Origin of the sequence: Candidatus Rhodoblastus alkanivorans, assembly GCF_022760755.1 — a bacterium.
GTDB lineage: Bacteria > Pseudomonadota > Alphaproteobacteria > Rhizobiales > Beijerinckiaceae > Rhodoblastus > Rhodoblastus alkanivorans.
The window spans coordinates 262,937-289,503 of sequence record NZ_JAIVFP010000001.1 but is presented as its reverse complement, the minus strand read 5'-3'; the positions used below and the strand labels follow the sequence as shown (position 1 = coordinate 289,503).

The window sequence follows — 26,567 nt, the reverse complement described above, 5'->3', positions numbered from 1 at the left end:
CTCGTAATCCTGTTGCGGCCGGGCTGAGAGCGTTTTCAAGCGAAATGGCCACCGGTTCGCGTGAAGAAAACGCGTCAAAAAACGAGAGCTCCGATCCGAATCAACCGGATTGGGACTCTCTAGTCGGGTCTGATCAAGCGTTCGAGATAATCGAGTTCTTCGCGGGCGCGGTTGGGATCTGACAGGCGCCGACGAAGTTCCTCCAGAACTTTCCTCGCTCTTTGCGCGGTGGTCGCGTCGACATTGTTCTGTCTGTTAGCACTGCCGAAACGTCCTTCGCTGTTGCGCCCCTTGAACCCCTGCCCATTTTTTTGACCCGCCTCCTGGCCATCGCCCTGGCCGTTGCCCTCGCCCTGCGCGGCGGCGGCTTCGGCGGCGCCCTTGCGCAGGCCCTCCAACGCGCGCCCCTGTGCGCCCGTAGCGGAAGCGGCGTCTCCGTTCTTCAGGGCGTTCTCGGCCTGACGCATCGCCTCAGCGGCCTCGGCCAAGCCCTTCGATTTCCCACGCGCAGCGCCTTCCGCCTGCCCCCTGAGCGAATCGAGTTTTTCACGCAAGCGTTCCTGACGTCGCGCGAGTTCGTTTTGAAGAGCCTGGTCATTTTGCCCCTGAGACGTCTCGCCCTGCCGTTCCGGGCTCGCGGGCTTTTCGCCGCGCTCCTGAGAATCCGATTGCCCGTCGTTTTCGCGATCGCGCGCATAAGTGTCGTCGCGCAGCTTTTGCTGTTCGCGCATCATATTATCGATATCGCGCATCATCCGGCGGTTGCGCGCGGCTTCGCTCGCGCCTTTGGATTGCCGCGCCTCGCGGAGATTTTCGAGCATATCCTGGAGGCGATCGAGCATCCGCATGGCGGCGTCCTTGTCGCCCTGGCGGGCCGCTTCCGCCATCTGGTCGAGCATGGATTTGAAATCCTTCGGCGTCACCAAACGTTGGTCGCCGGGCGTCATTTCGTCCGCTTTGCTTTGCTTGGCGGCCCTTTCCTGCATCGCGGCGAGATAGCGATCGAGCGCCTTCTGCAATTGTTCCGTCAGTCGCGCGATTTCCTGCTGCGAGGCGCCCTTCTTGAGGGCGTCGCGCAGGGCCTGTTCGGCCGCCTTCAGGTCGCGTTCGGCCTGCGGAACGTCGCCTTCCTCGATCCGCAGGGCCATATTCCAAAGCAGGTCGACGACGGCCGTGAGATCGGCGTCGTTGCGGGCGTGACGAAGCGAATCATGCGCGAAGCGAAGCCCGAGATAGACGCCCAGATTGGGCATGAAAAGCTCCGGCGACATCGTCAGCGCGTCGATGGCCGTCAGCACTCTGTCCCTTTGCCAAGCGTCAAGGGCGAGGATTCGTCTTTGTTCCACTAGGGCGAGCGCGAGCGGATTCCTGAAAATCTTTCCGGGCAGGACGTAATTCTTGATGGTGGCGCGACCTTCATTGCCGGCGTCGTCGTGAACCGCCAAAGTCAAATCGACGCGAGCGCCGGCATAGGGACTGTCGCTCCAATCGACGATGGTCGCGCCCTCGCCCAACGCGCCGGGCCCTGTCGGCAATTCGAGCGACCCTTTTGGCGGTTGTACGAGCGGATGGGCGTTCAGAGAGGTTTGGCCCGAAACCAGTTTCGCGGAAAGCTCCGCGTCATGCGCGCCATAGTCGTCCTCGATGCGATACCGCAACTCGAACGAACCGCGAAGATTGGTCTTCGGCGCGGCGATCGGCGTGATCTTCGGTGGGAGGTCGGGAATGGCCTTGAGAGCCAGGCTCGCGATTTCGCCTGCGCCAAGACCAAGGCTCAAGCGCCCGTCGCCGCGCAGCAGGAAACGTCGATCCTTGGACGCGGCGTCGTGGGTCGCTGCGGGCTTTGCGGCTTCGACGCCGCCTTGGGCGACGATGCGAAGATCGCCGGCGTTGACGGCGCGGATGATGATCGACGAGCCGACAGGCGCGGAAATTGCGCCGCCGCCCTCGCTTTTGGTTCTCAGCGGAAGGACGATCGGCGGCCTGCCGGTATAGGGCGGCGGATCGATCCAGGCGTCAATGCGCGAAGGGGCGCTATGTGCAGGACGCCACCGCCAGTCAAAGGCGGCGGCGACACGGGCGTATTTTTCCGGTCCGGCAAGCAGTCCCGTCGCAAAAAGCGCCAGGACGGCAAGGGCGCCTATGGCGTAAGGGTCGGCCGACCAAAGTCGAGGCGCGGGCAAGACAAGCCGAAGCCGAGCCGCGCGTTTTTCGGCGCGGCGCTGATGAAGGCGCCAAAGGCTTTGCGTCTGGGGGTCGCCGCTGTTCGCCAAATTGTCTGCCAGAGCGGCGGCGGGCGCGGTGGGATCCCCCGCGTCGAGCGCGTCGCGGGCCTCGCCGGCCCTGGGCCAGACAAAGGCGCGCAGGCCGATCAGCGAGGCGACCAGTGCGCCGATCAGAGCCGAAACCCCGAGAATGCGAAGAAAGGAGGGCGCGCCAAGCCAGATTCCTGTCCAGCTCAGCGCCACAAAAAATGCAACGACGATGAGGACCGGAAAAAAAGCGCGGAGGAAACGCTCGAAAGCGATCGCGCCCCAGGCAAGAACAGTAAGGCGGCGCGGTCGCGCCCTTCGCCAATCCGCGATCCGGGCGCGGACCGCCTCTCGCCAACCCAATAGATATTGCTTCACTCTGCGGCGCCTCGATTTGCCCGCAATCATTTCGCGCCGAAGGGAGACTTCATGTCAACCAGGGCGGAACTTTGTCGAGGCCGATCAAACTCTCGTAATCGCCGCGCGGCCGGATCACCGCATGGCGGTCGCCATCGACGAGAAGCTCTGGAACCAGGAGCCGGGAATTATAGGTGCCGGCCTGGACGGCGCCATAGGCGCCAGCGGACATGACCGCCAGCAGGTCGCCGGGCCGGGGTTCAGGCAAATCGCGGCTTCGTGCGAGGAAATCTCCGGTCTCGCAGACAGGCCCGACGAGATCGGCCTTGATGCGCTCAGAGCCGTCGCCGGGCGCGACCACCGGGAAAATATCGTGATGGGCTTCATAAAGCGTCGGCCGGACGAGATCGTTCATCGCGGCGTCAACGATGATGAAATTCTTCGCCGCGCCATGTTTCACATAAATGACGCGGGTCACGAGAATTCCGGCATTGCCGACGATCAGCCGGCCTGGTTCGAAAATAAGCCTCGCGCCAAGCGGCTTGATGTGGCGGCGAACGATTTCGGCATAGAGTTCAGGCCGATAGCTTTCCGGATTGTCGCGTTCGGAATAGGGTATGCCAAGGCCGCCGCCGAGATCGACATGGCCGATGGGGTGTCCTTCGGCCCGCAATTCCCGCACGAAATCAGCCAGAATAGCGAAGGCGTCGTCAAAAGGCGCGAGGTCGGTGATCTGCGAGCCGATATGCATGTCCACGCCGGCGACCTCGACGCCGGGGAGTTTCCTGGCGCGCGCATAAACCTCGCGGGCGACGGAAATAGGAATTCCGAATTTGTTTTCCGATTTGCCGGTCGAGATTTTGGCGTGGGTTCTGGCGTCCACGTCCGGATTGACGCGAATGGCGATGCGAGCTTTCTGGCAGCGCGACGACGCGATTTGCGAGATGCGCTCCAATTCGGGGTCGGATTCGACATTGAAACAAAGAATGCCGTAATCGAGCGCCAGAGCGATTTCGCGGTCGGTCTTGCCGACGCCGGAAAAGGTGACGCGGTCGCCGGGAACGCCCGCGGCGCGAGCGCGCCGCAATTCGCCCTCCGACACGACATCCATCCCGGCGCCCATCCGGCTGAGCAGCGTCAGCACCGCCTGGTTGGAATTGGCTTTCATCGCGTAACAGACCAGGGCGTCGAAATCGCTCAAGGCCTGTGAAAAGACCTGGTAATGGCGGCGGATCGTCGCCGCGCTGTAACAATAGAACGGGGTTTCGACCGCCTTCGCCATCTCCGGCAAAGGGACGCCCTCGGCATGCAGCACGCCGTTCCTGTAATCGAAGAAATGCATGCCGGGCCTTAGAGGAGAAAGTCGAAGGGCGTGGGCGTCTTGCGCGCTCCGGCCTTCAGCGAATAGGGATCGAGGCCGGTCGGCAGTTTCTGGTGGGGCTGCGCCGTCGCATTGGCGCCCTCGCCAGTCTTCTGCGCGGCGGCGGAGTCGACGGGAACCGGCGGGCCGCGCCGGCCGCATCCTTCGAGCAGGAGCGCGCCCGACAGGGCGGCGGCCAGCAGCGCCGTCTTGATAAGGCTTCGACAGGTCAATGCGCCACTCCCGAAATTCGCGCGAATGGCGCGGACCATAGCCGACGGTTTGGCCGATTTTCCATTTTCGTCAAGCGGATTTCTCGCCATCGAGACGGTCGCGCCACGCTTGCGCCTGTTTGCGGACATTGTCCGGGGTCGTCCCCCCATAGCTCAGGCGGCTGCGAACCGAATTCTCCACCCCCAGAACCTCGAAGACGGCCGCGGTGATCGCCGGCTCGACCGCCTGCATCTTTTCGAGCGAAAGCTGCTCCAGCTCGAGTCCTTTTTCGGCGGCGAGCGCGACGATCCGTCCGGTGACATGATGCGCCTGACGAAAGGGCATGCCCAGTGTGCGCACCAGCCAGTCGGCCAGGTCGGTGGCGGTGGAATATCCCGACCCCGCCGCCGCCTTCATCCGGTCGAGGCGCGGCGTCATGTCGCGGACCATGCCGGCCATGGCCGCAATGCACAGCGACAGCGATTGCAGGGAATCGAAACAGCCTTCCTTGTCTTCCTGCATGTCCTTCGAATAAGCGAGCGGAAGTCCTTTCATTACGATCAGCAGCCCGGCGAGGTCCCCGATGATTCGGCCGGACTTGCCGCGCACCAGCTCCGCCGAGTCGGGATTGCGCTTCTGCGGCATGATCGAGGAGCCGGTGGTGAATTTGTCCGACAGGCTGATGAACCCGAATTGCGGCGTCGTCCACAGCACGATTTCTTCGGCGAAGCGCGAAAGATGGGTCGCCGCGATCGCGGCGGCGGCCAGGGTTTCGAGCACGAAATCGCGATCCGAGACGCTGTCGAGCGAATTGGCGGTCGGGCGGTCGAAGCCAAGGGCGCGGGCCGTCGCCGCGCGGTCGATGGGGAAGGAGGTTCCGGCGAGCGCCGCGGCGCCGAGCGGACATTCGTTGAGCCGGGTGCGGGCGTCGCGGAACCGGCCGCGGTCGCGGGCGATCATCTCGACATAGGCGAGCAGATGATGGCCGAAGGTCACCGGCTGGGCGGACTGGAGATGGGTGAAGCCCGGCATGACGGCGTCGGCGTGAGCTTGGGCCTGCTCGACAAGCGCCAGCTGGAGGTCGCGCAACTGGCCGTCGAGCTCGTCGATCGTGTCGCGGACCCAGAGCTTGAAGTCGACAGCGACCTGGTCGTTGCGCGAGCGCGCGGTATGCAGACGGCCCGCCGCCGGGCCAATCTTTTCGGCAAGCCGCGATTCGACATTCATGTGAATGTCTTCCAGCGCCCGCGAGAAGGTGAGCTTGCCGCTCTCGATTTCAGCGCCGACCTCGTCTAAACCCTTGGCGATGGCGTCGGCGTCCGCCTGGGACACAATCCCTGTCGCCGCCAGCATGGCCACATGCGCCTTAGACCCGGCGATGTCCTGCCGGGCAAGGCGATAGTCGAAACCGATGGAGGCGTTGATCTCCTCCATGATCGCGTCGGGGCCGGTGGTGAAACGACCGCCCCACATCTGATTGCTCATGACCGCTCCGCAGCGAGGACCCTAAATGAATGACGAGCAAGAACCGCAGCCGCAGGCCGATCCCGCGAAAATGCGCGCACTTGCGCGGCGGCTCGTCCTGCCGCATGTTTTTCTCGTCGCGGCGCTGATCGCCGCGGCGCTGTGGTTCGTCCTATACGAGATGAAAGGGGGCGGGAGCAAGGAAGCCGCGACCTTTGCCGCCCAGTGCCCGGTCTCGACGCCTTTGGCCGCCAAGCTCGCGCCGCTCGCCAAAGGCGAAATGGCGGCCCTCGCCATTCACGCCCATCCTCGTCCCATGCCGGCTCTCAGCTTCCTGCTTGACGGCGCGGCGACCGACGTCGCCGCTTTCAAAGGTCGAACGATCCTGCTCAATTTCTGGGCGACCTGGTGCGTGCCTTGCCGTCAGGAAATGCCGAGTCTGGACCGTCTCGAGGGCGCCGAGGGCGACAAATCCTTCAGCGTGGTCGCGGTCAATGTCGACACGGCGCGTCTTGATCGCCCCAAGGCCTTCCTGAAGGAAATCGGCGTAAAAAATCTCGGCTTCTATGCAGATCCGAAAGGGAAAGTCATTCAGGTCCTGCAGCAGACCGGCAAACTTGTCGGTCTGCCCACCACCTTTTTGGTCGGGCCGGACGGATGCGAGATTGGCGCTATGGCCGGTCCCGCGGAATGGGATAGCGCCGACGCCGCGGCTTTGATCCGCGCGACCACGCAAAAATAACCTGGGCCTTTCGCTTAGATCGCGACTTGTCGCGATCTAAGCTTCTTTCCATTGCCTCGGTGGCAAAATCGTCCCCAACCGATTCTCGCGGACGGGAACCGGCGTCAAGCCTGGCGCGGGTCTTTGACCGAAACGCCTTTCGTCTTGAACTGATCGATCAGCTCGCCGGACTGGAACATTTCACGAATGATGTCGCAGCCGCCGACGAATTCGCCCTTGATATAGAGCTGGGGAATGGTCGGCCAATTGGCGTATTGTTTAACGCCTTCGCGAATTTCCGGATCTTCGAGGACATTCACGCCCTTGTAGGGCACTTCCAGAAAGCTCAGAATCTTCGCCACCTGGCCGGAAAAGCCGCATTGCGGGAAGTTCGGCGTGCCCTTCATGAAGAGTACGACGTCGTTCTCGCCCACGTCCCGCTTGATACGGTCAATGGCGTTGGAAATCATGGCGTCTGACATAGCTTGTTCCTTTCACACGGAGGTCAAGGCTCCGCGATAGGGAATAATTAAGCCGCGTCGGTCCGCCGTTCAAGCCGTTTCGGGCGGCGCGGTCTCAAGCGCCAGGGCGTGAAGCACGCCGCCGACCTGCCCGCCGAGCGCCGCATAGACCAGCTGATGCTGGCGCACGCGGCTCAAGCCGCGAAAGGCCTCGGAAATCACTTGAGCGCGGTAATGATCGCCGTCGCCGGCGAGATCGGTGATATAGACCTCGGCGTCCGGCAGGGCCTTTTTGATCAGGCGCTCGATTTCGCTCGCTTCCATTGGCATTGTGACATCCTCGATTGTTCAGTCGGCTTTCCCGCCAGCCATGTAGGCCGGCATCCAGTTTTCGTGCGCGTCAAGCAATTCCCGCACCAGAGCCTGCGACGCCGCGCCGAGCGACAGGGCGTCGCCTCCGGTCTCGCCGATCGCCGCCACCGTCACGCCTGCCGTCTGGGCTCTCAGCAGAATCTGCTCGGCCTTGTCCCTGGACGCCGTCAGCAGGTAGCGTCCCTGGTCCTCGCCGAACCAGGCCGCGGCTGAATCGCCGCCCGGCGCCGAGGCTTTGGCGCCGATGCCGCCGGCCATCGCCATTTCGGCCAGGGCGACGGCCAAGCCGCCGTCGGAAAGGTCATGGGCCGCGCTGACGAGACCGTCCTCGATCAGGGCGCGGACGAAATCGCCATGGGCTTTTTCCTTGGTGAGATCGACGGGCGGCGGCGCGCCTTCCTCCCGGCCCAGAATTTCCCGGAGGTAGATCGACTGACCAAGCCAACCTTCGGCGTCGCCAACGAGCAGGATCATCTCGCCCGCCGATCGGAAGGCGAGGCCGACGCTTTTCTCCACGTCCGGGACGAGACCGACGCCGCCGATCGCCGGCGTCGGCAGAATGGCCTTGCCCTGGGTCTCATTATAAAGCGAGACATTCCCCGAAACGATCGGAAAATCGAGCGCGCGGCAGGCTTCGCCAATGCCTTCGAGGCAGGAGACGAACTGGCCCATGATCTCCGGTTTTTCCGGATTGCCGAAATTGAGGTTGTCGGTGAGCGCGAGCGGCTTGCCGCCCACGGCGGTAATGTTGCGCCACGCTTCCGCGACCGCCTGCTTTCCCCCTTCGACCGGATCGGCCAAACAATAGCGCGGGGTGACGTCGGCCGTCAGCGCCAATCCCTTCGGTCCGTCCTCGATGCGCACGACGGCGGCGTCGCCGCCGGGCGCCTGGACCGTATTGCCCAGGATCAAATGGTCATATTGCTCCCAGATCCAGCGCTTGGAGGCCAGATCGGGACAGGCGACGAGTTTTTTCAGCGCCGCGTCGATTGACAGCGGACTTGGCAGCTTCGCGGCGTCGAGTTTGGCGGGTTTGGGCGTCGCAATATGGGGCCGATCATAAAGCGGCGCTTCGTCGCCGAGCTGCTTGATCGGCAGGTCGGCCTTGATCTCGCCACGGTGCTTGACGACGAAGCGCAGAGTGTCGGTCGTCCGGCCAATAACGGCGAAGTCGAGGCCCCATTTACGAAAAATCGCCTCGGCCTCCTCTTCCGTCTCGGGATGGAGGACCATGAGCATGCGCTCCTGGCTTTCCGAGAGCATCATTTCGTAAGCCGTCATGCCGGGCTCGCGGCAGGGCACGAGGTCGAGATCGAGTTCGATGCCGAGATTTCCCTTGGCGCCCATTTCGACCGCCGAGCTGGTCAGGCCCGCCGCGCCCATGTCCTGAATGGCGACGACGCAGCCGCTAGCCATGATTTCAAGGCAGGCTTCGAGCAGAAGCTTCTCGGAGAACGGGTCGCCGACCTGAACCGTCGGGCGTTTCTCGTCGGAATTTTCATCGAATTCCGCAGAGGCCATGGTTGCGCCATGGATGCCGTCGCGTCCGGTCTTGGAGCCGAGATAGACGATGGGGCGACCGACGCCGGTCGCGGCGGCGTAGAAAATCTCGTTCGTCCGCGCCAGGCCGACGGCCATGGCGTTGACCAGAATATTGCCGTCGTAGCTCGAATGGAAAGCGGTGGAGCCGCCAACCGTCGGCACGCCGAAACTGTTGCCATAGCCGCCGATTCCGGCCACGACGCCTGAAACAAGATGGCGGGTCTTGGGATGGTCGATCGAGCCGAAGCGCAACAGGTTCAGGCAGGCGATCGGCCGCGCGCCCATGGTGAAGACGTCCCGCAGGATGCCGCCGACGCCCGTGGTCGCCCCCTGATAGGGCTCGATATAGGACGGGTGGTTGTGGCTCTCCATCTTGAAGACGCAGGCCTCTCCGTCGCCAATGTCGATTACCCCGGCGTTTTCGCCCGGCCCCTGGATGACCCAGGGCGCCTTGGTCGGCAATTTCCTCAAGTGAAGCCGCGATGATTTATAGGAACAATGTTCGTTCCACATCGCCGAGAAAATGCCGAGCTCGGTCAGGGTCGGTTCGCGCCCGATCAGGTCCAGAATGCGCTGATATTCGTCCGGCTTGAGGCCGTGCTGGGCGACGAGCCCCGGCGTGATCGCCGGTTCGTGGGATTGGGTGTCAACGGTCAAGGAATCCGGCCCCTCAAGGAATGGCGCCGAGAACTCGCGGCGGAGCCGGGAACAGGCGCGCTGCGTTCGATAAATCTTCGCGTCGGACTTGGCAAGGATGGCCCACGGCTCTGCAAAACCGTGCCATTTTTACAACAGGTGGTGATCGACAAATCATGGCTTCCTAATCTTTTGATCCAGATCATCCTCGCGTTATCGCAATGCGGCGAATGTCACGCCGCACCCAGAACGCCCCGAAGGCTGTCCTGAGGTCATCGCTTTTTGGAATTGGAATGCCTCCCATGAAAAATAAATTTCGCATCGCCTTCGCGGCCGCCCTCCTGAGCACCGTCGTCGTGCCGGCTTTCGCCGCCGATCTCCCCTCGACCAAGGCCGCGCCGGCCTATACGCAGATCGATGATTCCTTCGACCCCTTCCTGATCCGCGTGCGCGCGCTCGGCGTTCTGCCGAATGGCTCCGGCTCGACCATCAACGGTTCGCCGATCTATGGCGCGTCGCTCCTGCAAAATGTGGTTCCGGAAGTCGACTTCACCTATTTCTTCACCAAGCACTGGGCGGCGGAGCTGATCTGCTGCTTCGCTCATACGAGCCTGACTGGATCGTTGACCCCGGGCGGCGCGAAATACAATTTCGCCAACACCACGTTTGAAATAGCCCCGTAAGTCGCCGGACAGGCACTCCCACTTCGCTAAGAGGTAGGAGTAATGTGGTGTTTATGACTGGTGACAATCCGAAGAGTGAGGTCCTGCCGGGCCGAGAACGACGGCGTCGGCGCACGTCGGCGGAGAAATTGGCGATCATTGCCGAGACGATGGAGCCGGGCATGACGGTTAGCCTTGTCGCGCGCCGTCACGGCATCGCCCCCAATCAGCTGTTCACCTGGCGGCGGCTGGCGAACCAAGGCGCCCTGACCGCGACGCAGGCCGAGGAGGACGTCGTTCCGGCGTCCGCCTACAGGGCTTTGGTCGACCAGGTGCGCGAACTGCAGCGCCTGCTCGGCAAGAAGTCGATGGAGGCCGAAATCCTCAAAGAGGCGCTTGAAGTCGCCGTAGGCTCAAAAAAACGGATGTTGCGGTCGTTGTCGCTGCCGACGCTCAATCCACGGGACGGTTCGCGATGAAGGCCGTCTGCGAAACCCTCGGCGTCGCCCGCTCGAATGTCGCCGCGCGCATTGCCGGCGGCGCGGCCAAACGCATGGGCCGACCGCCCCTGCCGGAAGACGATCTGCTCTGCGAGATCAAGGGGATCATCGCCGAACAGCCGTCCTGGGGCTACGCCCGCGTGTGGGCCGACCTGCGCCGCAAAAGACGCGCCGAGGGCGCGGCGCCGGTCAACCGCAAGCGGGTTTATCGGGTGATGAGGGCGCACGGCCTGTTGCTTCAACGTCATGCCGGCGGCGGCGAAAACCGCCGGCATGACGGCAAGATCGCCGTTCTGCGCTCCAACCTGCGTTGGTGTTCCGACGGCTTCGAGATCGCTTGCGACAATGCCGAAAAAGTCCGCGTCGCCTTCGCGCTTGATTGCTGCGACCGGGAAGCCCTCGGCCATGTCGCCACGACGGCGGGCGTCAAGGGCGAGGACATCCGCGACCTGATGGTCAGCGCCGTCGAATATCGCTTTGGCCCGGTCAATCGCCTGCCCAGCCCGATCGAATGGCTGACCGACAACGGGTCTTGCTACATCGCTGGCGACACGAAACATTTTGCCCGCGAAATCGGCCTTGAGCCGCTGACCACGCCGGTCGAAAGCCCCCAATCGAATGGAATGGCCGAAGCCTTCGTCCGCACGATCAAACGCGATTACGCGCGCGTGTCGCCACTGCCGGACGCCGAAACCGTGATCCGCTTGCTGCCGTCGTGGTTCGAGCATTACAACACACGCCATCCGCATCGCGCGCTTGGCTATCGTTCACCCCGCGAGTTCATCGCGGATCGCTTGGCCGCCGAAGCCGGAGAGTGTCTGTCCGAAACTTAAGGGGCTACAACAACGTTGATGCCGCCGACCCTTACGCTGCAATACCACTTCGCGCTCGGCCAGCTTGACCCCTATGTCGGCGTTGGCGCCAATTATACGTGGTTCCTTTGGACCAATTCGCCGCTCACCCGAGCCCTTGGCTATGGCGACGCCGTCAACATCAAATCGGCCCCCGGTCTCGCGTTCCAGGCGGGCGTCGATTATTACCTGACCAAGCACTGGGTGCTCAACGCCGACGCCAAATATCTGGTCCTAAACACCGACGCCAATACCCCGTTCGGTCAGAACACGGTGCACATCAACGCCAACACCTGGCTGGTCGGCCTCGGCATCGGCTATCGCTTCGGCCTGCCCATGATGAGCGCGCCGGTCGTCGCCAAATATTGATCGTCTGCGTCATCACATGACGAAAGAGCCCGGCCGCCAGGCCGGGCTCTTTCATTCTGGGAGTGAAAAGCTCACAAATATCAGCGGGGACGCGCCAGACCGGCGCCTTTACGCCACCCGCAAGAGGCTTTCGAACAAGCCCCGCCCATCAATGCCCCCGACCAGCGGGTCGATCAGATTTTCGGGGTGCGGCATCATCCCGAGAACGTTGAATTTCTCGGAATAAATTCCGGCGATGTCATGGGTCGAGCCATTGGGGTTGGCCGCGCCGCCGATATCGCCCTCGGCGTCGCAATAGCGGAAGGCCACGCGGCCCTCGCCTTCCAGACGTTCGATCGTTTCCTCAAGCGCCTCGTAATTGCCCTCGCCATGGGCGATAGCGACGTCGATCGCCTGATGCAACGCATAGGCGCGGGTGAACGCCGTGTCATTGCGTTCAACACGCAAATGCTGGCGTTTGCAGACGAAGCGCAGATCGCGATTACGCATCAGGACGCCCGGAAGAATCCCGCTTTCGCACAGGATTTGAAATCCGTTACAAATGCCCAGAACCATCCCGCCTCGGTCTGCATGGCGGCGCACCGCGTCCATGATATGCGCGCGGCCCGCGATGGCGCCGCAGCGCAAATAGTCGCCATAGCTGAAGCCGCCCGGCAGGACGACGAGATCGGTTCGCGCAGGAAGGTCGTGATCCGCGTGCCAGACGATCGTCGTGTCTGCGCCCGCCTGCCGCAAGGCGCGCGCCGCGTCGCCCTCGCGATTCGATCCAGGGAACAGCACGATCGCCGCTTTCATGGCGTTCTCCCGAGGTGTTTCTATTCGAAGGAATTTGGGCCGTGCGTCAGAGCAGTTCGACGCGATAATTTTCGACGACGGTATTGGCCAGCAGTTTCTCGCTGGCCGAGGCCAGCGCCGCTTTGGCCGCTTCCGCGTCCGATCCTTCGACTTCGATCTCGAAAACCTTGCCTTGGCGAACCGAGGCGATCCCTTCGATTCCCAAGGAATGAAGGGCGCCTTCAATGGCCTTGCCTTGCGGGTCCAGCACGCCGTTTTTCAAAGTCACGGTAACGCGCGCCTTCATGGCTGCACTTTCCTTTTCCGCAATCGCCTCGGGCGGATTGATTACTGGACGAGTTTCGGGCCGCCGGAATGCGGCTTTTCGCCTTCCTGCATGATGCCGAGCCGTCGCGCGACTTCCGCATAGGCCTCGACCAGTCCGCCGAGATCGCGGCGGAAGCGGTCCTTGTCGAGCTTGTCGTTGGACTTGATGTCCCACAGACGGCAGGAGTCCGGTGAGATTTCGTCGGCGACCACGATACGCATCATGTCGCCTTCCCACAGCCGGCCGCACTCCATCTTGAAATCGACCAGGCGGATGCCGACGCCCAGGAAAAGTCCGGTGAGGAAATCGTTCACCCTTATGGCGAGGGCCATGATGTCGTCGATTTCCTGGGGCGTCGCCCAGCCGAAGGCGGTAATGTGCTCTTCCGAGACCATCGGATCGTTCAAGGCGTCGTTCTTGTAATAGAACTCGATGATCGAGCGCGGAAGCTGGGACCCCTCCTCGACGCCGAGACGGGTTGAAAGCGAGCCTGCGGCGACATTGCGCACGACGACTTCCAGCGGAATGATCTCGACCTCGCGGATCAGCTGCTCGCGCATGTTGAGCCGGCGGATGAAATGGGTCGGAACGCCGATGTCGTTCAGATTCTGGAAAATATATTCCGAAATCCGGTTGTTCAGCACGCCTTTGCCGTCGATCACCTCGTGCTTCTTGGCGTTGAAAGCGGTGGCGTCGTCTTTGAAATGCTGGATCAGAGTGCCAGGCTCCGGGCCCTCATAGAGCACCTTGGCCTTGCCTTCGTATATGCGACGGCGGCGATTCATGGGAATTAACCGATCTTTGCGATGATCCACGGATGCCTGAGCTCCCTCCGGGCCTCCAGCGATTCGAATGCCCGCGGCATTGCCGTGGGCGTCATGCGCTCTTTTGGAGCGCGCATCGCGCGGCATGGACGCCTCGGGCCATATTTGTTCAGGTTCCTAGCCCGTTCCGAGCCGTTATACAACCTGTTTCCGTTGATTGGCCCCGGGCGAGAAGGAATTTTCGAGCAGACCGGCTTCGGAAACACCTCCTTGTTCAGCGCCCAGCTAGGCAGGAACTTTCCAACTCTATATATATGCGCCGAAGCAAGCTCCGAAACGGGAAGGGGATTCGCATGTCCGAGTTCAATAAGCGCGAAGAGTCCTTTGAAAGGAAATTCGCGCACGACGAGGAAGTTCTGTTCAAAGTCCTCGCCCAGGCCAACCGGATGCTGGGGCTTTGGGCTGCCGAGCAACTCGGCAAGACGGGAGCTGCAGCGGAAGAATACGCCAAGGCGCTTGTCGAGCAGGATGTGGCGTCGCATGCGCAGGCGGGCGTTCTAAGCCAGATTCATAAAGACTTTTCCGCAGCCAGGGTCGCGCAGTCCGAGCATCAGATCGCGCGCCACTTCGAGGAATTCCGCGCGCTGGCGGAAAAGGAGCTCAAACGCTGAGCGGCAACCGCCGGAAAAGAGTTTTTTGACGATTTCCGGCTAGATTGCCGGGATGGGAGAACGACGAGGCCAATATGCGCCCGGGCCCGAATCCGGGGTCTTTCCGGGGGTAAAAGCGCGGCTCGCTGTGCCGGCTGCGCTTTGGCTGCGCCGCCTTGCCGGGGAAAGGCGTGCGTCGCCGCTGACGATTGAGGCCTATGGCCGTGATCTGCGGCAGTTTTTCCATTTCCTCCGCGAACGCTTCGAAACGCCGCCTGATCTCGATCTGCTCGGCGCGCTGAAGGCTGCGGATGTGCGGGCTTTCATGGCGGCGCGTCGCGCGGATGGCGTCGCATCGCGTTCTCTCCTGCGCCAATTGGCGGCGCTGCGGTCTTTCGCCCACTATTTGGAGCGCGAAGGCTTGGTTCGCGTCGACGCCGTCGATAAGGTTCGATCGCCGAAAATCGCCCGCGTTCTGCCGCGAGCCTTGTCTCCCGAGAAGGCCCGCCAGATCGCGAGGGGCGAGGACGGGGGCGACGAGAACCGCGCGCCTTGGATTCTGGCGCGCGACGCCGCTGTTCTTGCATTGCTCTATGGCGCGGGCCTGCGGATTTCCGAGGCGCTGTCGATCAGGCGCGGCGACGCTCCGGTTGGCGCAACCGACAGCGTGACAATTATCGGCAAGGGCGGCAAGACGCGCGCGGCGCCCGTCATTCCGCCGGCGCGGCAAGCGATCGAGACCTATCTGGAACTCTGCCCGCATCGCCTCGCTAAGGACGGTCCCTTATTCGTCGGCGCGCGCGGCGGGCCGCTCTCGCCGCGCATCGTCCAGCTTACGGTCGAACGCCTGCGCGGCGCCCTTGGCCTGCCCGATTCCGCGACCCCACACGCGCTGCGGCATTCCTTCGCCACCCATCTCCTGAGCCGGGGCGGCGATTTGCGCTCCATCCAGGAATTGCTCGGCCACGCCAGTCTTTCGACGACCCAGATTTACACCGCAGTGGATAAAGCGCGTCTTTTCGATGCCTATCGCTCCGCCCACCCGCGGGCAGGATAGCCGGACATCACATCCCGAAGGCGCTGCGGAAAGCGGCGTCGGCCTGTTCGGCGTAGCGCCGGGCGAGATAGGCCTCGTTCAGCACGCCCAGGGGGGCCTTGGTTTCCGGGTCAAGCACTGTGAGCTGGTCCGCTTCGGTCTGATCGAACAAGGTCATGGCGGTCTTGGCGTTCATTTGCGGCACAAGCCAGACCTCCTTTTGTCGCGCGAGACTTGTGATCCCGCCTTCCGACCGGTGAGCATGGACATGAGCTTCCGCCACATTGACCATCCCGGCGTAACGGCCGGCCTCGTCGAGAAGAACGACGAACTGGGCTGATCCAAGCGGATGGCGGGCGCAGAATTCGGCGATATCAAGCCCGGCGGGCGCGGTCGGCGGATTGTAGCGCATCAGTTTGCCGATCTTGAGTTCGTTCATCCAGCCGATGTCGCTCGCGCTGCGGACATTTTCGCCCCGCAGGTGCAGGCGCCAGGTCGAGAACGAGAAGCCGAAAGTGGCGCGGACCATCAGACTTGCGAGAATGGAGGCGGCGAACACGCCGGCGGTGACCGAATAATCCGATGTGTTTTCCAGGACCAGGAAGGACATGGTCAAAGGCCCGCCGACGATGACGACGCCAAGGGTCGCCATGCCGGCGAGAATGCAGACCGTTGGATCCGGCGCGATCGCGGGAAGCCAGGCGGCCAGTGCGAGGCCGTAAATCTTGCCCATGGTCGCGCCCATGAACAGAGACGCGAAAAAGAGACCGCCGCGGAATCCGGTCGAGAGCGAGATCAAGGACGCGACCATTTTCAGGGCGAGAAAGGACGCCAGCACGGTGAGCGGGAAATCGGTCGAAATGTTCAGTCCGAGCGCGCCGTGGCCGGCGCCCAGAACCTGTGGCGTAATGGTCGCGAGGCTCGCCACCGCCGCGCCGCCAATCACCGCCTTGGCCCATGCGGGCGCCGAGGTTGCCTGCAAAGCCCGTTCGGACGCGCCGGCGAGCCGCATTGCGGTCACGCCGATGACGACGGCGCAGGCGGCGACCCCGAACAGCGCCGGGTAGCCCAGGAGCGTGAGCGGCTGCACTGGCGGGGTGTCGATTTGATAGGGCGCGCCGGATATGAAACGCGTGACGAGCACGCCGACGATCGAGCCGGCGAAGACCGGGCCGGCGGCGGCGATCGAATAGCTGCCGAGGACGACTTCGAAGGCGTAAAAGGCGCCGGTGAGCGGCGCGCCGAAGGCGCTGCCGATCGCCGCGGCCGCTCCGGCCCCGACAAGAAGGCGCAAATCGCCGCGTCGCAGCCGTAATTTCTGGCCCAAAGCCGAGCCGAGGCTCGATCCGACCTGGGCGTAGCCGGCTTCAAGCCCGACCGAAGCTCCGCAGGAATTGGAAATCAAGGTTTGCAGGCCGACGACAAGGCTGTCGCGCAGGGACATCTGCCCACCGCGCAAGGCGTTGGCCTCGACGGGGTCGACCGGGCCGGGGAGTTTTTTTCTGAGGCGATAGGTCTCCATCAGGCCGAGGCTCAGGCCGCCCAGCATGAGCGAGGCGAATGCGGCCAAAGGCGGAACGTAGTCGGCGGCGCTGAGCCGCTCGTCGAAGGGCAGGTCGAAGATCAGGACATGCATGAACATCGCCGTCTTGGTCATCAAGGTGACGCTGACGGCGGCGACGACGCCGATGAGGGCGGATGCGGCGACCAGGGCCGGCTCGTTCGAACGCAATAGCGCGCGAAGACTGCGCACGAACTTGCCGGCGACTGGTCGCTTTCCCTCCAAGGTTTCGGCATCCGACGACATGGGAAATTCCAGCGCTCGATATCGTGATTCGCGGCCGCGCGCGCTGATCTTACGGGGCCGGCGTCGGGACGCCAAACGGGTCGGCAAAAGCAAAGGCCCGGAAGACCGGGCCTGAGCGAAAGGATGAATCCGGCGCGGGCGGATCAGGTGTGGATCGCGCGCTTCTCGACGGCCAGCGCCGCTTCCTTGACCGCCTCCGACATGGTCGGATGAGCGTGGCAGGTTCGGGCGAGGTCTTCGGACGAGCCGCCGAATTCCATGAGGACGGCGGCCTCGTGGATCATTTCGCCGGCGCCGAAGCCCAGAATGTGCACGCCAAGGACGCGATCGGTCGCCGCGTCGGCCAGGACCTTCACAAAGCCGTCGGTATGGCGCATGGCGCGGGCGCGGCCGTTGGCGATGAAGGGAAACTTGCCGCTCTTATAGGCGACCCCTTTCGCCTTCAGATCGTCCTCGGTCGCGCCGACGCTGGCGATTTCCGGATAAGTATAGACGACTCCGGGGATGACCTCGTAATTCACATGGCCGTGCTGGCCCGCGAGAATTTCTGCGACAGCGATGCCTTCGTCCTCTGCCTTGTGCGCCAGCATCGGCCCGCGCACCACGTCGCCGATAGCATAGATTCCCGGCACATTGGTGGCGAAATGGCTGTCGATGACGACCTGGCCGCGCTCCATGGCGACGCCGAGCGCTTCGAGGCCGAGGCCTTCGGTGTAGGGACGACGGCCGATCGCGACCAGAACGACATCGGCGTCGAGAACCTGGGCGTCGCCGCCGGCGGCGGCCTCGACCGTGACTTTGGCGGCGGCCTTCGTCGTTTCGATCTTGGCGACCTTCGAGCCGAGCAGGAATTTCACGCCCTGCTTTTCGAGCAGGCGCTGGAACTGCTTGACGGTTTCGAGATCCATGCCCGGCAGGATGCGGTCGAGATATTCGACCACGGTCACCTCGGCGCCGAGGCGCCGCCAGACCGACCCGAGCTCCAGGCCAATCACGCCCGCGCCGACCACGATCATTTTCGCCGGGACCTTGCCGAGCTCCAGTGCGCCCGTGGAGGAAACGACGATCTTTTCGTCGATCGTCACGCCCGGCAGGCCGGCGACGTCGGAGCCGGTGGCGATGACGATATTCTTGGTTTCGAGAACCTGTTTGGAGCCGTCCTCGGCGGTCACTTCGACCTTGCCGGCGGCCGGGATCGAGCCGGCTCCATGAAAAGCGTCGATCTTGTTCTTCTTGAGCAGGAAGGCGACGCCGTTGACATTGGCGCCGACCGTCTCGTCCTTGTGCTTCATCATGGCGGCAAGGTCGAGCTTAGCCTTGCCGACGTTCACGCCGAGATGCGCGAGGCCATGGGCGGCTTCTTCGAACATTTCGGAGGCGTGAAGCAGGGCCTTGGAAGGAATGCAGCCGATATTGAGGCAGGTGCCGCCATGGGTCTTGCGCTTTTCGACCACAGCGGTCTTGAGACCGAGCTGGGCGGCGCGAATGGCGCAGACATAGCCCCCGGGGCCAGTGCCGATGACAATCAGATCGTAGGACATGAATTTCTCCGCGAGGAAGACGCCGCGCCTTTTCGGGCGCGGCTTTGGGCGCATCAAAGATCGAGAACGAGACGCGCGGGGTCTTCGAGGGCTTCCTTGACGCGGACGAGGAAGGTCACGGCTTCCTTGCCGTCGACGATGCGGTGATCGTAGGAGAGCGCGAGATACATCATCGGGCGGATCTCGATTTTGCCGCCGACGACGACAGGGCGCTCCTGGATCTTGTGCATGCCGAGGATGCCTGACTGCGGCGCGTTGAGGATCGGCGTGGACATGAGCGAGCCATAGACGCCGCCGTTGGAGATGGTGAAAGTGCCGCCCTGCATCTCGTCGATCTTGAGCTGGCCGTCGCGGGCGCGCTTGCCGAAGTCGGCGATCGTCTTTTCGACGCCCGCGATCGAAAGCCTGTCGGCGTCGCGGACCACCGGGACGACAAGACCCTTGTCGGTGCCGACGGCGACGCCGATATGGCAGAAATTCTTGTAGATAATGTCCGTGCCGTCGATCTCGGCGTTGACCGCCGGGATTTCCTTCAGCGCGTGGGTGCACGCTTTCACGAAAAAGCCCATGAAGCCGAGCTTCACGCCGTGCTTTTTCTCGAACAGGTCCTTGTACTGGGTCCGCAGGCTCATCAGCGGCTGCATGTCCACTTCGTTGAAAGTGGTCAGCATGGCGGAGGCGTTCTGGGCTTCCTTCAGGCGGCGCGCGATGGTCTGGCGCAGCTTGGTCATCTTCACGCGCTCTTCGCGGCCGGTGTCCTCGGCGGCGGAAGGGGCGCGGGCGGCGGCGGGAACGGCAGGCGCCGCGGCCGGCGGATTGGCGGCGAAAGCGAGGATGTCGCCCTTGAGCACCTGGCCGCGCTTGCCGCTGCCCGGCACGTCATAGACATCGATGCCCCGGTCCGCGGCGTTCTTGGCGGCGGCGGGCGAAGGCGGCGGCAGCGGGGCGCCCGCGGCGGGCGCCGGCGCTGAGGATGCTGCTGCGGCGGCAGGAGCGGGCGCGGCGGCAGGGGCTGCATCCGGAGCGGTCGCGGCGGGCGCGCCGCCTTCGGCGATCTGGCCGAGCAGCGCGCCGGGCTCAACGGTCGCGCCATCCTTGGCGACAATCTCGGAGAGGGTTCCGGCGGCGGGCGCATTCACCTCGAGGGTGACCTTGTCGGTCTCAAGCTCCAGCAAAGGCTCGTCGGCCTTCACGGCGTCGCCTGGCTTTTTGAACCAGCGGCCGATGGTCGCTTCGGAAACGGATTCGCCGAGTGTAGGAACGCGAATTTCGGTGGTCATGGGATCACATCCGCCGCTTCAGCGGCTCATAGAGGGGGTGGAAGGCGAGAACTCCGGCTGAAAAGAGCCGGAGTCCCTGGCGAAAAAACTTCAACTCGCGAAAGCGTCGTCCAGAAAGGCCTTGAGCTGCGCGAGGTGGAGCGCCATCGTGCCCGCCGCCGTGGCCGCCGAGGCGGGGCGGCCAACATAGCGGGCGCGTTTGCTCTTGCCGCCGGCCTGATTGAGCACCCATTCGAGATAGGGCTCGACGAAGAACCACGCACCCATGTTTTTCGGTTCTTCCTGGCACCACACCACATCGGCCTTTTTGTAACGGGCAAGACGGGCGACGAGCGCCTTCAGCGGCATCGGATAAAGCTGCTCGACGCGCAGCAGCGCGATGTCGTCGATTCCGCGCTTCTCGCGCTCTTCGTAAAGATCGTAATAGACCTTGCCCGTGCACAGGATGACGCGGCGAATCTTGTCGTCCTTGACAAGCTTGATCGCCTCGTTGGGCTCGGTCTCGGCATGGTCCGACAGCAGGCGGCGGAAATGCGAATCGCCGGTGAATTCGTCAAGACTCGACACTGCGCGCTTGTGGCGCAACAGGGATTTCGGCGTCATGAGAATCAGGGGTTTGCGTATGTCCCGCTTGAGCTGACGGCGCAGGATATGGAAGTAGTTCGACGGGCTGCTGCAGTTTGCGACCTGCATATTGTCCTCGGCGCACATTTGCAGGAAACGCTCGAGACGCGCCGACGAATGTTCCGGCCCCTGGCCCTCGTAGCCATGCGGCAGCAGGCAGACCAGTCCGGACATGCGCAGCCATTTGCGCTCGCCCGAAGAGATGAACTGATCGAACACGACCTGCGCGCCATTGGCGAAATCGCCGAACTGGCCTTCCCACATCACCAACGCGTCCGGCTCGGCCAGCGAATAGCCATATTCGAAGCCAAGCACGGCTTCCTCCGAGAGCATCGAATTGATGACCTCGTAATAGTTCTGACCGCTGCTGATATGGTTCAGCGGGATATAGCGCGCTTCGTTTTCCTGATCGGTCAGCACCGAATGGCGTTGGGAAAAGGTGCCGCGTTCGCAATCCTGTCCAGACAGGCGGACGCGGTAGCCTTCATCGACAAGGGAAGCGAAGGCCAGAGCTTCGGCGGTCGCCCAATCGATGCCTTCGCCCGTCTCGATCGCCTTGCGGCGATTGTCGAGAAAGCGCTGGATCGTTCGGTGGAGGTGGAAGCCCTCGGGAACCTTGCAAAGCTTCTCGCCATATTCGTACAGCTTCTCTGTGGAGATGGCCGTCTTGCCGCGGCGCGGGTCTTCCTGCTCGGCGCTCGGAACCGATTTCAGGCCGGACCAGCGGCCGTCGAGCCAGTCCGCCTTGTTCGGCCTATAGGCTTGGCCCGCCTCATATTCGGCGTCGAGACGCGTGCGCCAATCGGCTTTCATCTTGTCGACCTCGCCCTCGGTGAGCAGGCCTTGGCCGATCAGCTTTTCGGCGTAAAGTTCGAGCGTGGACTTGTGTGCGCGAATCTTCTTGTACATCAGCGGCTGGGTGAAGGACGGCTCGTCGCCTTCATTGTGGCCGAAGCGGCGGTAGCACCACATGTCGATGACGACCGGCTTCTGGAATTTCTGGCGGAATTCGGTCGCCACTTTGGCGCAGAACGTCACCGCTTCCGGATCGTCGCCATTGCAGTGCAAAATCGGCGCTTCCACGATTTTCGCCACGTCGGACGGATAAGGCGAAGAGCGCGAATAGCGCGGATAAGTGGTGAAGCCGATCTGGTTGTTGATGATGAAATGAATAGAGCCGCCGGTGCGGTGACCTTTCAGTCCGGAAAGGCCAAAACATTCCGCAACGACGCCCTGACCGGCGAAAGCGGCGTCGCCGTGGATCAGGAGCGGCATGACGCTGCGGCGGTCTTCCGGCGCGCGATCGAGGTGCTGATCGAGCTTGGCGCGCACCTTGCCGAGCACCACGGGATCGACGATTTCGAGATGCGACGGATTCGCAGTGAGCGACAGATGCACCTTGTTGTTGTCGAATTCACGGTCCGATGAGGCGCCGAGGTGATATTTGACGTCGCCGGAGCCTTCGACCTCCTCAGGCAGGAATGAGCCGCCCTTGAATTCATTGAACAGAGCGCGATGCGGCTTGCCCATGACCTGGCAGAGCACGTTCAAGCGACCGCGATGGGCCATGCCCAACACGATTTCCTTGGCGCCGAGCGCGCCGCCGCGCTTGATGATCTGCTCCAGCGCCGGAATCATGGCTTCCGCGCCGTCAAGGCCGAAACGCTTGGTGCCGGTATAGCGCACGTCGAGGAATTTCTCGAAACCCTCGCCTTCGACCAGTTTTTGCAGGATCGCCCGCTTGCCTTCCTTGGTGAAGGTAACCTCCTTGTCCGGCCCTTCGATGCGCTCCTGAATCCAGGCTTTCTCGGCCGGATCGGAAATATGCATGAATTCCCAGCCGATGGTCGAGCAATAGGTCCGGCGCAGGATCGCCAGCATCTCGCGGATGGTGGCGTAGTCCATGCCCAGAACATGATCGATGAAGATCTTGCGGTCGTAGTCGGCTTCGGTGAAGCCATAGCTTGAGGGATGCAGCTCCTCGTGATCCTTCTGCGGATCGAGGCCGAGCGGATCGAGATTGGCGTGGAGATGGCCGCGCATGCGATAGGCGCGGATCATCATGATCGCGCGCACGGAATCCTGGGTGGCGCGGTGGAGTTCGGCGGCGGAGATGTCTCCCTTGCCTTCCTGCGCGGCCTTGGTCTTGATCTTGTCGGCGACCGCCTTTTCATTGACCGGCCACTGGCCATCGAGGGCGGCGACAAGGTCGCCCTGCGGCGGCCTCGGCCAATTCGGACGTTTCCACGAGGCGCCCCTGGCGTTGGCGGAGACCATTTCGCCGTCGTCGTTCATGGCGCCGAAGAATTCGCGCCATTCGGGATCGACCGCGCCGGGATTGGATTTATAGGCGGCGTAGAGCTGCTCGATATAGGCGGCGTTGCCGCCAAACAGGAAAGACGAATCCGCGAAAGCGGCGTTTTGCGGGGAACGGCCCAAACCACCGCCGCCATTGCTGCCATTGCTGTCTTGACGCGCCATCTCGATATCCTCTCGCTCCGCGGGGCCGGTTCGCGCGGCGGCCGCGGGCTCGGGCGGTTTCTCGCCCAAAATTGACGCCAATGAGGCGTCGGTTTCGCCCGCTTCCCACTTCGCGGCGGGCGCTCCGCCCATCAACCGGGCGCGGCGAGTGCGTCCGGATCATTTCATCGGCAGGGCGCGGACGAGCCGCCCGCGCCCGCCAGGATCACAGGCCTTTCAGCACTTCGACCAGGGTCGATCCGAGGCGCGCCGGCGAAGGCGAAACGCGGATGCCCGCGGCCTCCATCGCCGAAATCTTATCCTCGGCGCCGCCTTTGCCGCCCGCGATGATGGCGCCGGCATGGCCCATCCGGCGTCCCGGAGGAGCCGTGCGTCCCGCAATGAAGCCGACCATCGGCTTCTTGCGGCCTCTCTTGGCTTCGTCGGCAATGAACTGCGCGGCGTCTTCTTCCGCCGAGCCGCCGATCTCGCCGATCATGATGATCGAATGGGTCTTGTCGTCGGCCAGGAACAATTCGAGCATGTCGATGAATTCCGTGCCCTTGACCGGATCGCCGCCGATGCCGACCGCAGTGGTCTGGCCGAGGCCGACCCGCGAGGTCTGGAACACGGCTTCATAGGTCAGGGTGCCGGAGCGCGAAACGATCCCGACATTGCCGGCCTTGAAGATATTGCCCGGCATGATGCCGATCTTGCATTCGCCGGCCGTCATGACGCCGGGACAGTTCGGCCCGATCAGGCGGGATTTCGAGCCTGACAGCGAACGCTTCACCTTGATCATGTCCTGGACCGGAATGCCTTCGGTGATGCAGACGATCAGCGGGATTTCCGCCTCGACCGCCTCGCAGATCGCGTCGGCCGCGCCCGGCGGCGGGACATAGATGACCGAGGCGTCGGCGCCAGTGGCGTCCTTGGCTTCGGCGACCGTGTCGAAAACGGGGAGGCCAATATGGGTCGCGCCGCCCTTGCCGGGAGAAACGCCGCCGACGACCTTGGTGCCGAAATAGGCCAGCGCCTGCTCCGAATGGAAGGTGCCGTTCTTGCCGGTAAAGCCCTGGGTGATGATCTTGGTGTTGTTGTCGATCAGGATGGACATTACACGGCCTCCTTGACGGCCTTGACGATCTTCTGGGCGGCGTCGTCGAGATCGTCCGCCGGAATGACATTGAGACCCGATTCGGTGATGATCTTCTTGCCGCGGTCGACGTTGGTGCCCTCGAGACGAACGACCAGCGGAACCTTGAGGCCGACTTCCTTCACCGCCGCGATCACGCCTTCGGCGATGACGTCGCAGCGCATGATGCCGCCGAAAATATTGACCAGAATGCCTTTGACGTTCGGGTCGGCGGTGATGATCTTGAACGCCGCCGTCACCTTTTCCTTGCTGGCGCCGCCGCCGACGTCGAGGAAGTTGGCGGGCTCCATGCCATAGAGCTTGATGATGTCCATGGTCGCCATGGCGAGGCCCGCGCCATTGACCATGCAGCCGATCGCGCCGTCGAGCGTGATATAGGACAGATCATATTTGGACGCTTCAATTTCCTTGGCGTCCTCCTCGGTCTCATCGCGCAACGCAACAATATCGGGATGACGATAGAGCGCGTTGGAATCGAACGAGACCTTGGCGTCGAGGCACTTCAAATCGCCCTGCTTGGTCACGATCAGGGGATTGATCTCCAGCATCGCCATGTCCTTGGCGACGAAGGCGGCATAGAGCTGTTCGACCAGCTTGCCCACCTGCTTGGCGAGGTCGCCGGAGAGGTTCAGCGCCTGGGCGACGGTGCGGCCATGATGGGGCATGACGCCGGTCGCCGGATCGACGGAAAAGGTCTTGATCTTTTCCGGGGTCTTGTGCGCGACTTCCTCAATGTCCATGCCGCCTTCGGTCGACACGACGAAGGAAACGCGCGAGGTGACGCGATCAACCAGCGCGGAAAGGTAGAATTCCTTTTCGATGTCGGAGCCGTCCTCGACATAGAGGCGGTTCACCTGCTTGCCGGCAGGGCCGGTCTGAACCGTCACCAGGGTATTGCCGAGCATCTGCTCGACGAACAGCTTGACTTCATCGACCGATTTGGCGAGGCGCACGCCGCCCTTTTCGCCCGCGGCGGCTTCCTTGAACTTGCCCTTGCCGCGGCCGCCGGCGTGAATCTGGGACTTCACCACCCAAAGCGGGCCGCCGAGCGCCTTGGCGGCGGCTTCGGCCTCCTCGGCCTTGAGCACGGACACGCCGCGCGATACCGGAACGCCAAATTCCTTGAGAACGGCTTTGGCCTGATACTCATGAATATTCATAGTAATCCTCGTAAGAGAGCGACACCGGCTGGCGCGGTCCCCAGGGCGACGATCGCGCGAGCCGGCTGCGGCGGCTTTCGATCAGGCGAGAGCCGGATTGATCTTCTTGCAGGCTTCGATCAAGCCCTGAACCGAGGCGAGCGATTTTTCGAACATCGCCTTCTCGGCATCGTCGAAGGCGACTTCGATGATCTTTTCGACGCCCTTGGCGCCGATCAGGGCGGGCACGCCGACATAAGTGTCCTTGACGCCATATTCGCCGTTGAGATGACCGGCGATCGGCAGAACGCGCTTCTGATCCTTGAGATAGGATTCCGCCATGGCGATCGCCGAGGCGGCGGGAGCATAAAAGGCCGAGCCGGTCTTGAGCAGACCGACGATTTCGCCGCCGCCCTTGCGGGTGCGCTCGACGATAGCGTCGAGCTTTTCCTGGGTGAGCCAGCCGAGCTTGACGAGCTCCGGCAACGGAAGCCCGCCGACGGTGGAATAGCGCACGAGAGGAACCATGTCGTCGCCGTGGCCGCCAAGGGTCATGGCGTGAATGTCCTTGACCGAGACGCCAGTTGCTTCGGCGAGGAAATAGCGGAAACGGGCCGAGTCGAGCACGCCGGCCATGCCGACGACCTTGTTCGACGGCAGGCCGGAGGTTTTTTGCAAGGCCCAGACCATGGCGTCGAGCGGATTGGTGATGCAGATGACAAAGGCGTCGGGCGCATTCTGCTTGATGCCGGCGCCGACGGACTCCATCACCTTGAGGTTGATGCCGAGAAGATCGTCGCGGCTCATGCCGGGCTTGCGGGGGACGCCGGCGGTGACGATCACGACGTCGGCGCCGGCGATCGCCGCGTAATCATTGGCGCCGGCGATCTTGGCGTCGAAGCCGTCGACTGGAGAGGATTCGGCGATGTCGAGACCCTTGCCCTGGGGCGTGCCCTCGGCGATGTCGAAGAGAACGATGTCGCCGAGTTCTTTCAGCCCGGCGAGATGGGCCAACGTTCCGCCGATCTGGCCGGCTCCGATCAATGCAATCTTGTTACGCGCCATGAGTTCTCGTCCTCGTCTCAACCTGTCGTCGGTCCATCGCCGCGGCGGGCACGGCGGGGGCTGTTCCGGCGTCGCCGGACATGGGGGGCGTTTTGCCCCGATCTTTCCGGGCTTTCAAGTCGGGAGAAAGACTAAGCCTCTGACGTTATTGTGATGGCGAGCAAGGCGCAGGGGGTGGTGGAT

The 26,567-nt window shown here is 63.0% G+C and carries 23 protein-coding genes; 6 read left to right on the top strand and 17 right to left on the bottom strand.

Translation table 11 applies throughout. The annotated features are described in order from the left end of the window. Window positions 1-119: 119 nt before the first annotated feature. The 4 genes from K2U94_RS01315 to argH form a co-directional block, all read right to left on the bottom strand. Window positions 120-2,630 carry a TIGR02302 family protein gene (locus tag K2U94_RS01315; protein WP_243065491.1) on the bottom strand — a complete coding sequence of 837 codons (2,511 nt, stop codon included), beginning with the start codon at window positions 2,628-2,630 and terminating at the stop codon, window positions 120-122. A 49-nt stretch (window positions 2,631-2,679) separates the two neighbouring features. Then, window positions 2,680-3,951, bottom strand: a complete 1,272-nt coding sequence (gene lysA, locus K2U94_RS01310) for a diaminopimelate decarboxylase (protein ID WP_243065490.1) — start codon at window positions 3,949-3,951, stop codon at window positions 2,680-2,682. Between the two features lie 8 nt (window positions 3,952-3,959). Then, window positions 3,960-4,202, bottom strand: coding sequence for a hypothetical protein (locus K2U94_RS01305; RefSeq protein WP_243065489.1), 243 nt, complete (start codon window positions 4,200-4,202; stop codon window positions 3,960-3,962). Between the two features lie 70 nt (window positions 4,203-4,272). Then, window positions 4,273-5,667 (bottom strand): argininosuccinate lyase, encoded by a 1,395-nt coding sequence (gene argH, locus K2U94_RS01300; protein WP_243065488.1) that lies wholly within the window; start codon window positions 5,665-5,667, stop codon window positions 4,273-4,275. A 25-nt stretch (window positions 5,668-5,692) separates the two neighbouring features. On the opposite strand from argH, the gene tlpA reads away from it, so the two are divergent. Beyond that, a complete protein-coding gene (gene tlpA, locus K2U94_RS01295; protein ID WP_243065487.1) occupies window positions 5,693-6,388 on the top strand; it encodes a thiol:disulfide interchange protein TlpA in 696 nt (231 codons plus the stop codon). 104 nt (window positions 6,389-6,492) lie between these two features. On the opposite strand, the gene grxD is transcribed toward tlpA, so the two are convergent. The 3 genes from grxD to purL all read right to left on the bottom strand — a co-directional run bounded on the left by grxD (window position 6,493) and on the right by purL (window position 9,399). Further along, complete coding sequence (gene grxD, locus K2U94_RS01290) at window positions 6,493-6,834, bottom strand: Grx4 family monothiol glutaredoxin (RefSeq protein ID WP_425332539.1); 342 nt, start codon at window positions 6,832-6,834, stop codon at window positions 6,493-6,495. 84 nt (window positions 6,835-6,918) lie between these two features. Beyond that, window positions 6,919-7,158 (bottom strand): BolA family protein, encoded by a 240-nt coding sequence (locus tag K2U94_RS01285; RefSeq protein WP_243065485.1) that lies wholly within the window; start codon window positions 7,156-7,158, stop codon window positions 6,919-6,921. Between the two features lie 18 nt (window positions 7,159-7,176). Then, window positions 7,177-9,399 (bottom strand): phosphoribosylformylglycinamidine synthase subunit PurL, encoded by a 2,223-nt coding sequence (gene purL / locus K2U94_RS01280; protein WP_243065484.1) that lies wholly within the window; start codon window positions 9,397-9,399, stop codon window positions 7,177-7,179. Window positions 9,400-9,680: 281 nt separating this feature from the next. Here purL and K2U94_RS01275 point away from each other — a divergent pair, with 281 nt between their 5' ends. From K2U94_RS01275 to K2U94_RS01265, 3 genes are all read left to right on the top strand, one after another. Beyond that, a complete protein-coding gene (locus K2U94_RS01275; RefSeq protein WP_243065483.1) occupies window positions 9,681-10,061 on the top strand; it encodes an OmpW family outer membrane protein in 381 nt (126 codons plus the stop codon). Window positions 10,062-10,114: 53 nt separating this feature from the next. After that, window positions 10,115-11,373, top strand: a protein-coding gene (locus K2U94_RS01270; RefSeq protein ID WP_243065398.1) for an IS3 family transposase whose coding sequence is annotated in 2 segments (ribosomal slippage) — window positions 10,115-10,454 and window positions 10,454-11,373 — 1,260 coding nt in all. Because the reading frame shifts where the segments join, the coding sequence is not laid out codon by codon here. Window positions 11,374-11,391: 18 nt separating this feature from the next. Beyond that, window positions 11,392-11,760: an OmpW/AlkL family protein gene (locus K2U94_RS01265; RefSeq protein ID WP_243065482.1), complete on the top strand. Its 369-nt coding sequence runs from the start codon at window positions 11,392-11,394 to the stop codon at window positions 11,758-11,760. A gap of 108 nt (window positions 11,761-11,868) precedes the next feature. On the opposite strand, the gene purQ is transcribed toward K2U94_RS01265, so the two are convergent. From purQ to purC, 3 genes are read right to left on the bottom strand one after another with little or no spacing between them, the layout of a single operon-like run. Continuing rightward, entirely contained in the window at window positions 11,869-12,555 is a 687-nt protein-coding gene (gene purQ, locus K2U94_RS01260) for a phosphoribosylformylglycinamidine synthase subunit PurQ (protein WP_243065481.1), read from the bottom strand. A gap of 46 nt (window positions 12,556-12,601) precedes the next feature. Further along, window positions 12,602-12,841 carry a phosphoribosylformylglycinamidine synthase subunit PurS gene (gene purS / locus K2U94_RS01255; protein WP_243065480.1) on the bottom strand — a complete coding sequence of 80 codons (240 nt, stop codon included), beginning with the start codon at window positions 12,839-12,841 and terminating at the stop codon, window positions 12,602-12,604. A 41-nt stretch (window positions 12,842-12,882) separates the two neighbouring features. Next, the gene (gene purC / locus K2U94_RS01250) at window positions 12,883-13,647 is read right to left on the bottom strand and encodes a phosphoribosylaminoimidazolesuccinocarboxamide synthase (protein ID WP_243065479.1); all 765 of its coding nucleotides are present in this window, start codon (window positions 13,645-13,647) and stop codon (window positions 12,883-12,885) included. A gap of 332 nt (window positions 13,648-13,979) precedes the next feature. Between purC and K2U94_RS01245 the strand changes: the two genes are divergently transcribed. Together K2U94_RS01245 and K2U94_RS01240 are read left to right on the top strand one after the other, a co-directional pair. Continuing rightward, the gene (locus K2U94_RS01245; RefSeq protein WP_425332538.1) at window positions 13,980-14,297 is read left to right on the top strand and encodes a DUF1476 domain-containing protein; all 318 of its coding nucleotides are present in this window, start codon (window positions 13,980-13,982) and stop codon (window positions 14,295-14,297) included. Window positions 14,298-14,349: 52 nt separating this feature from the next. Then, entirely contained in the window at window positions 14,350-15,333 is a 984-nt protein-coding gene (locus K2U94_RS01240; RefSeq protein WP_243065477.1) for a tyrosine recombinase XerC, read from the top strand. Window positions 15,334-15,340: 7 nt separating this feature from the next. Here the strand turns inward: K2U94_RS01240 and K2U94_RS01235 are convergent, their stop codons facing one another. The 7 genes from K2U94_RS01235 to mdh form a co-directional block, all read right to left on the bottom strand. After that, window positions 15,341-17,119 carry a chloride channel protein gene (locus K2U94_RS01235; protein ID WP_243065476.1) on the bottom strand — a complete coding sequence of 593 codons (1,779 nt, stop codon included), beginning with the start codon at window positions 17,117-17,119 and terminating at the stop codon, window positions 15,341-15,343. A 143-nt stretch (window positions 17,120-17,262) separates the two neighbouring features. Beyond that, complete coding sequence (gene lpdA / locus K2U94_RS01230; protein ID WP_243065475.1) at window positions 17,263-18,660, bottom strand: dihydrolipoyl dehydrogenase; 1,398 nt, start codon at window positions 18,658-18,660, stop codon at window positions 17,263-17,265. Between the two features lie 53 nt (window positions 18,661-18,713). Further along, on the bottom strand, window positions 18,714-19,940 hold the full coding sequence (odhB, locus tag K2U94_RS01225) for a 2-oxoglutarate dehydrogenase complex dihydrolipoyllysine-residue succinyltransferase (RefSeq protein ID WP_243065474.1): 1,227 nt from the start codon (window positions 19,938-19,940) through the stop codon (window positions 18,714-18,716). Window positions 19,941-20,030: 90 nt separating this feature from the next. Next, complete coding sequence (locus K2U94_RS01220; protein ID WP_243065473.1) at window positions 20,031-23,045, bottom strand: 2-oxoglutarate dehydrogenase E1 component; 3,015 nt, start codon at window positions 23,043-23,045, stop codon at window positions 20,031-20,033. Window positions 23,046-23,250: 205 nt separating this feature from the next. Continuing rightward, window positions 23,251-24,141: a succinate--CoA ligase subunit alpha gene (sucD, locus tag K2U94_RS01215; RefSeq protein ID WP_243065472.1), complete on the bottom strand. Its 891-nt coding sequence runs from the start codon at window positions 24,139-24,141 to the stop codon at window positions 23,251-23,253. Further along, window positions 24,141-25,340 carry an ADP-forming succinate--CoA ligase subunit beta gene (gene sucC, locus K2U94_RS01210; RefSeq protein ID WP_243065471.1) on the bottom strand — a complete coding sequence of 400 codons (1,200 nt, stop codon included), beginning with the start codon at window positions 25,338-25,340 and terminating at the stop codon, window positions 24,141-24,143. The genes sucD and sucC overlap by 1 nt, the downstream gene beginning before the upstream one ends. An 81-nt stretch (window positions 25,341-25,421) precedes the next feature. Next, window positions 25,422-26,384, bottom strand: coding sequence for a malate dehydrogenase (mdh, locus tag K2U94_RS01205; RefSeq protein ID WP_243065470.1), 963 nt, complete (start codon window positions 26,382-26,384; stop codon window positions 25,422-25,424). Window positions 26,385-26,567 lie beyond the last annotated feature (183 nt).

What these genes read in the sequence shown, in the direction of transcription:
- sucD (WP_243065472.1), bottom strand. Translation starts at nt 24,141, where the DNA reads ATGTCCATCCTGATCGACAACAACACCAAGATCATCACCCAGGGCTTT.
- mdh (WP_243065470.1), bottom strand. Translation starts at nt 26,384, where the DNA reads ATGGCGCGTAACAAGATTGCATTGATCGGAGCCGGCCAGATCGGCGGA.
- K2U94_RS01275 (WP_243065483.1), top strand. Translation starts at nt 9,681, where the DNA reads ATGAAAAATAAATTTCGCATCGCCTTCGCGGCCGCCCTCCTGAGCACC.
- K2U94_RS01220 (WP_243065473.1), bottom strand. Translation starts at nt 23,045, where the DNA reads ATGGCGCGTCAAGACAGCAATGGCAGCAATGGCGGCGGTGGTTTGGGC.
- K2U94_RS01245 (WP_425332538.1), top strand. Translation starts at nt 13,980, where the DNA reads ATGTCCGAGTTCAATAAGCGCGAAGAGTCCTTTGAAAGGAAATTCGCG.
- purC (WP_243065479.1), bottom strand. Translation starts at nt 13,647, where the DNA reads ATGAATCGCCGCCGTCGCATATACGAAGGCAAGGCCAAGGTGCTCTAT.
- sucC (WP_243065471.1), bottom strand. Translation starts at nt 25,340, where the DNA reads ATGAATATTCATGAGTATCAGGCCAAAGCCGTTCTCAAGGAATTTGGC.
- purQ (WP_243065481.1), bottom strand. Translation starts at nt 12,555, where the DNA reads ATGAAAGCGGCGATCGTGCTGTTCCCTGGATCGAATCGCGAGGGCGAC.
- lysA (WP_243065490.1), bottom strand. Translation starts at nt 3,951, where the DNA reads ATGCATTTCTTCGATTACAGGAACGGCGTGCTGCATGCCGAGGGCGTC.
- K2U94_RS01265 (WP_243065482.1), top strand. Translation starts at nt 11,392, where the DNA reads ATGCCGCCGACCCTTACGCTGCAATACCACTTCGCGCTCGGCCAGCTT.
- purS (WP_243065480.1), bottom strand. Translation starts at nt 12,841, where the DNA reads ATGAAGGCGCGCGTTACCGTGACTTTGAAAAACGGCGTGCTGGACCCG.
- K2U94_RS01240 (WP_243065477.1), top strand. Translation starts at nt 14,350, where the DNA reads ATGGGAGAACGACGAGGCCAATATGCGCCCGGGCCCGAATCCGGGGTC.
- lpdA (WP_243065475.1), bottom strand. Translation starts at nt 18,660, where the DNA reads ATGTCCTACGATCTGATTGTCATCGGCACTGGCCCCGGGGGCTATGTC.
- K2U94_RS01285 (WP_243065485.1), bottom strand. Translation starts at nt 7,158, where the DNA reads ATGCCAATGGAAGCGAGCGAAATCGAGCGCCTGATCAAAAAGGCCCTG.
- K2U94_RS01235 (WP_243065476.1), bottom strand. Translation starts at nt 17,119, where the DNA reads ATGTCGTCGGATGCCGAAACCTTGGAGGGAAAGCGACCAGTCGCCGGC.
- odhB (WP_243065474.1), bottom strand. Translation starts at nt 19,940, where the DNA reads ATGACCACCGAAATTCGCGTTCCTACACTCGGCGAATCCGTTTCCGAA.
- argH (WP_243065488.1), bottom strand. Translation starts at nt 5,667, where the DNA reads ATGAGCAATCAGATGTGGGGCGGTCGTTTCACCACCGGCCCCGACGCG.
- tlpA (WP_243065487.1), top strand. Translation starts at nt 5,693, where the DNA reads ATGAATGACGAGCAAGAACCGCAGCCGCAGGCCGATCCCGCGAAAATG.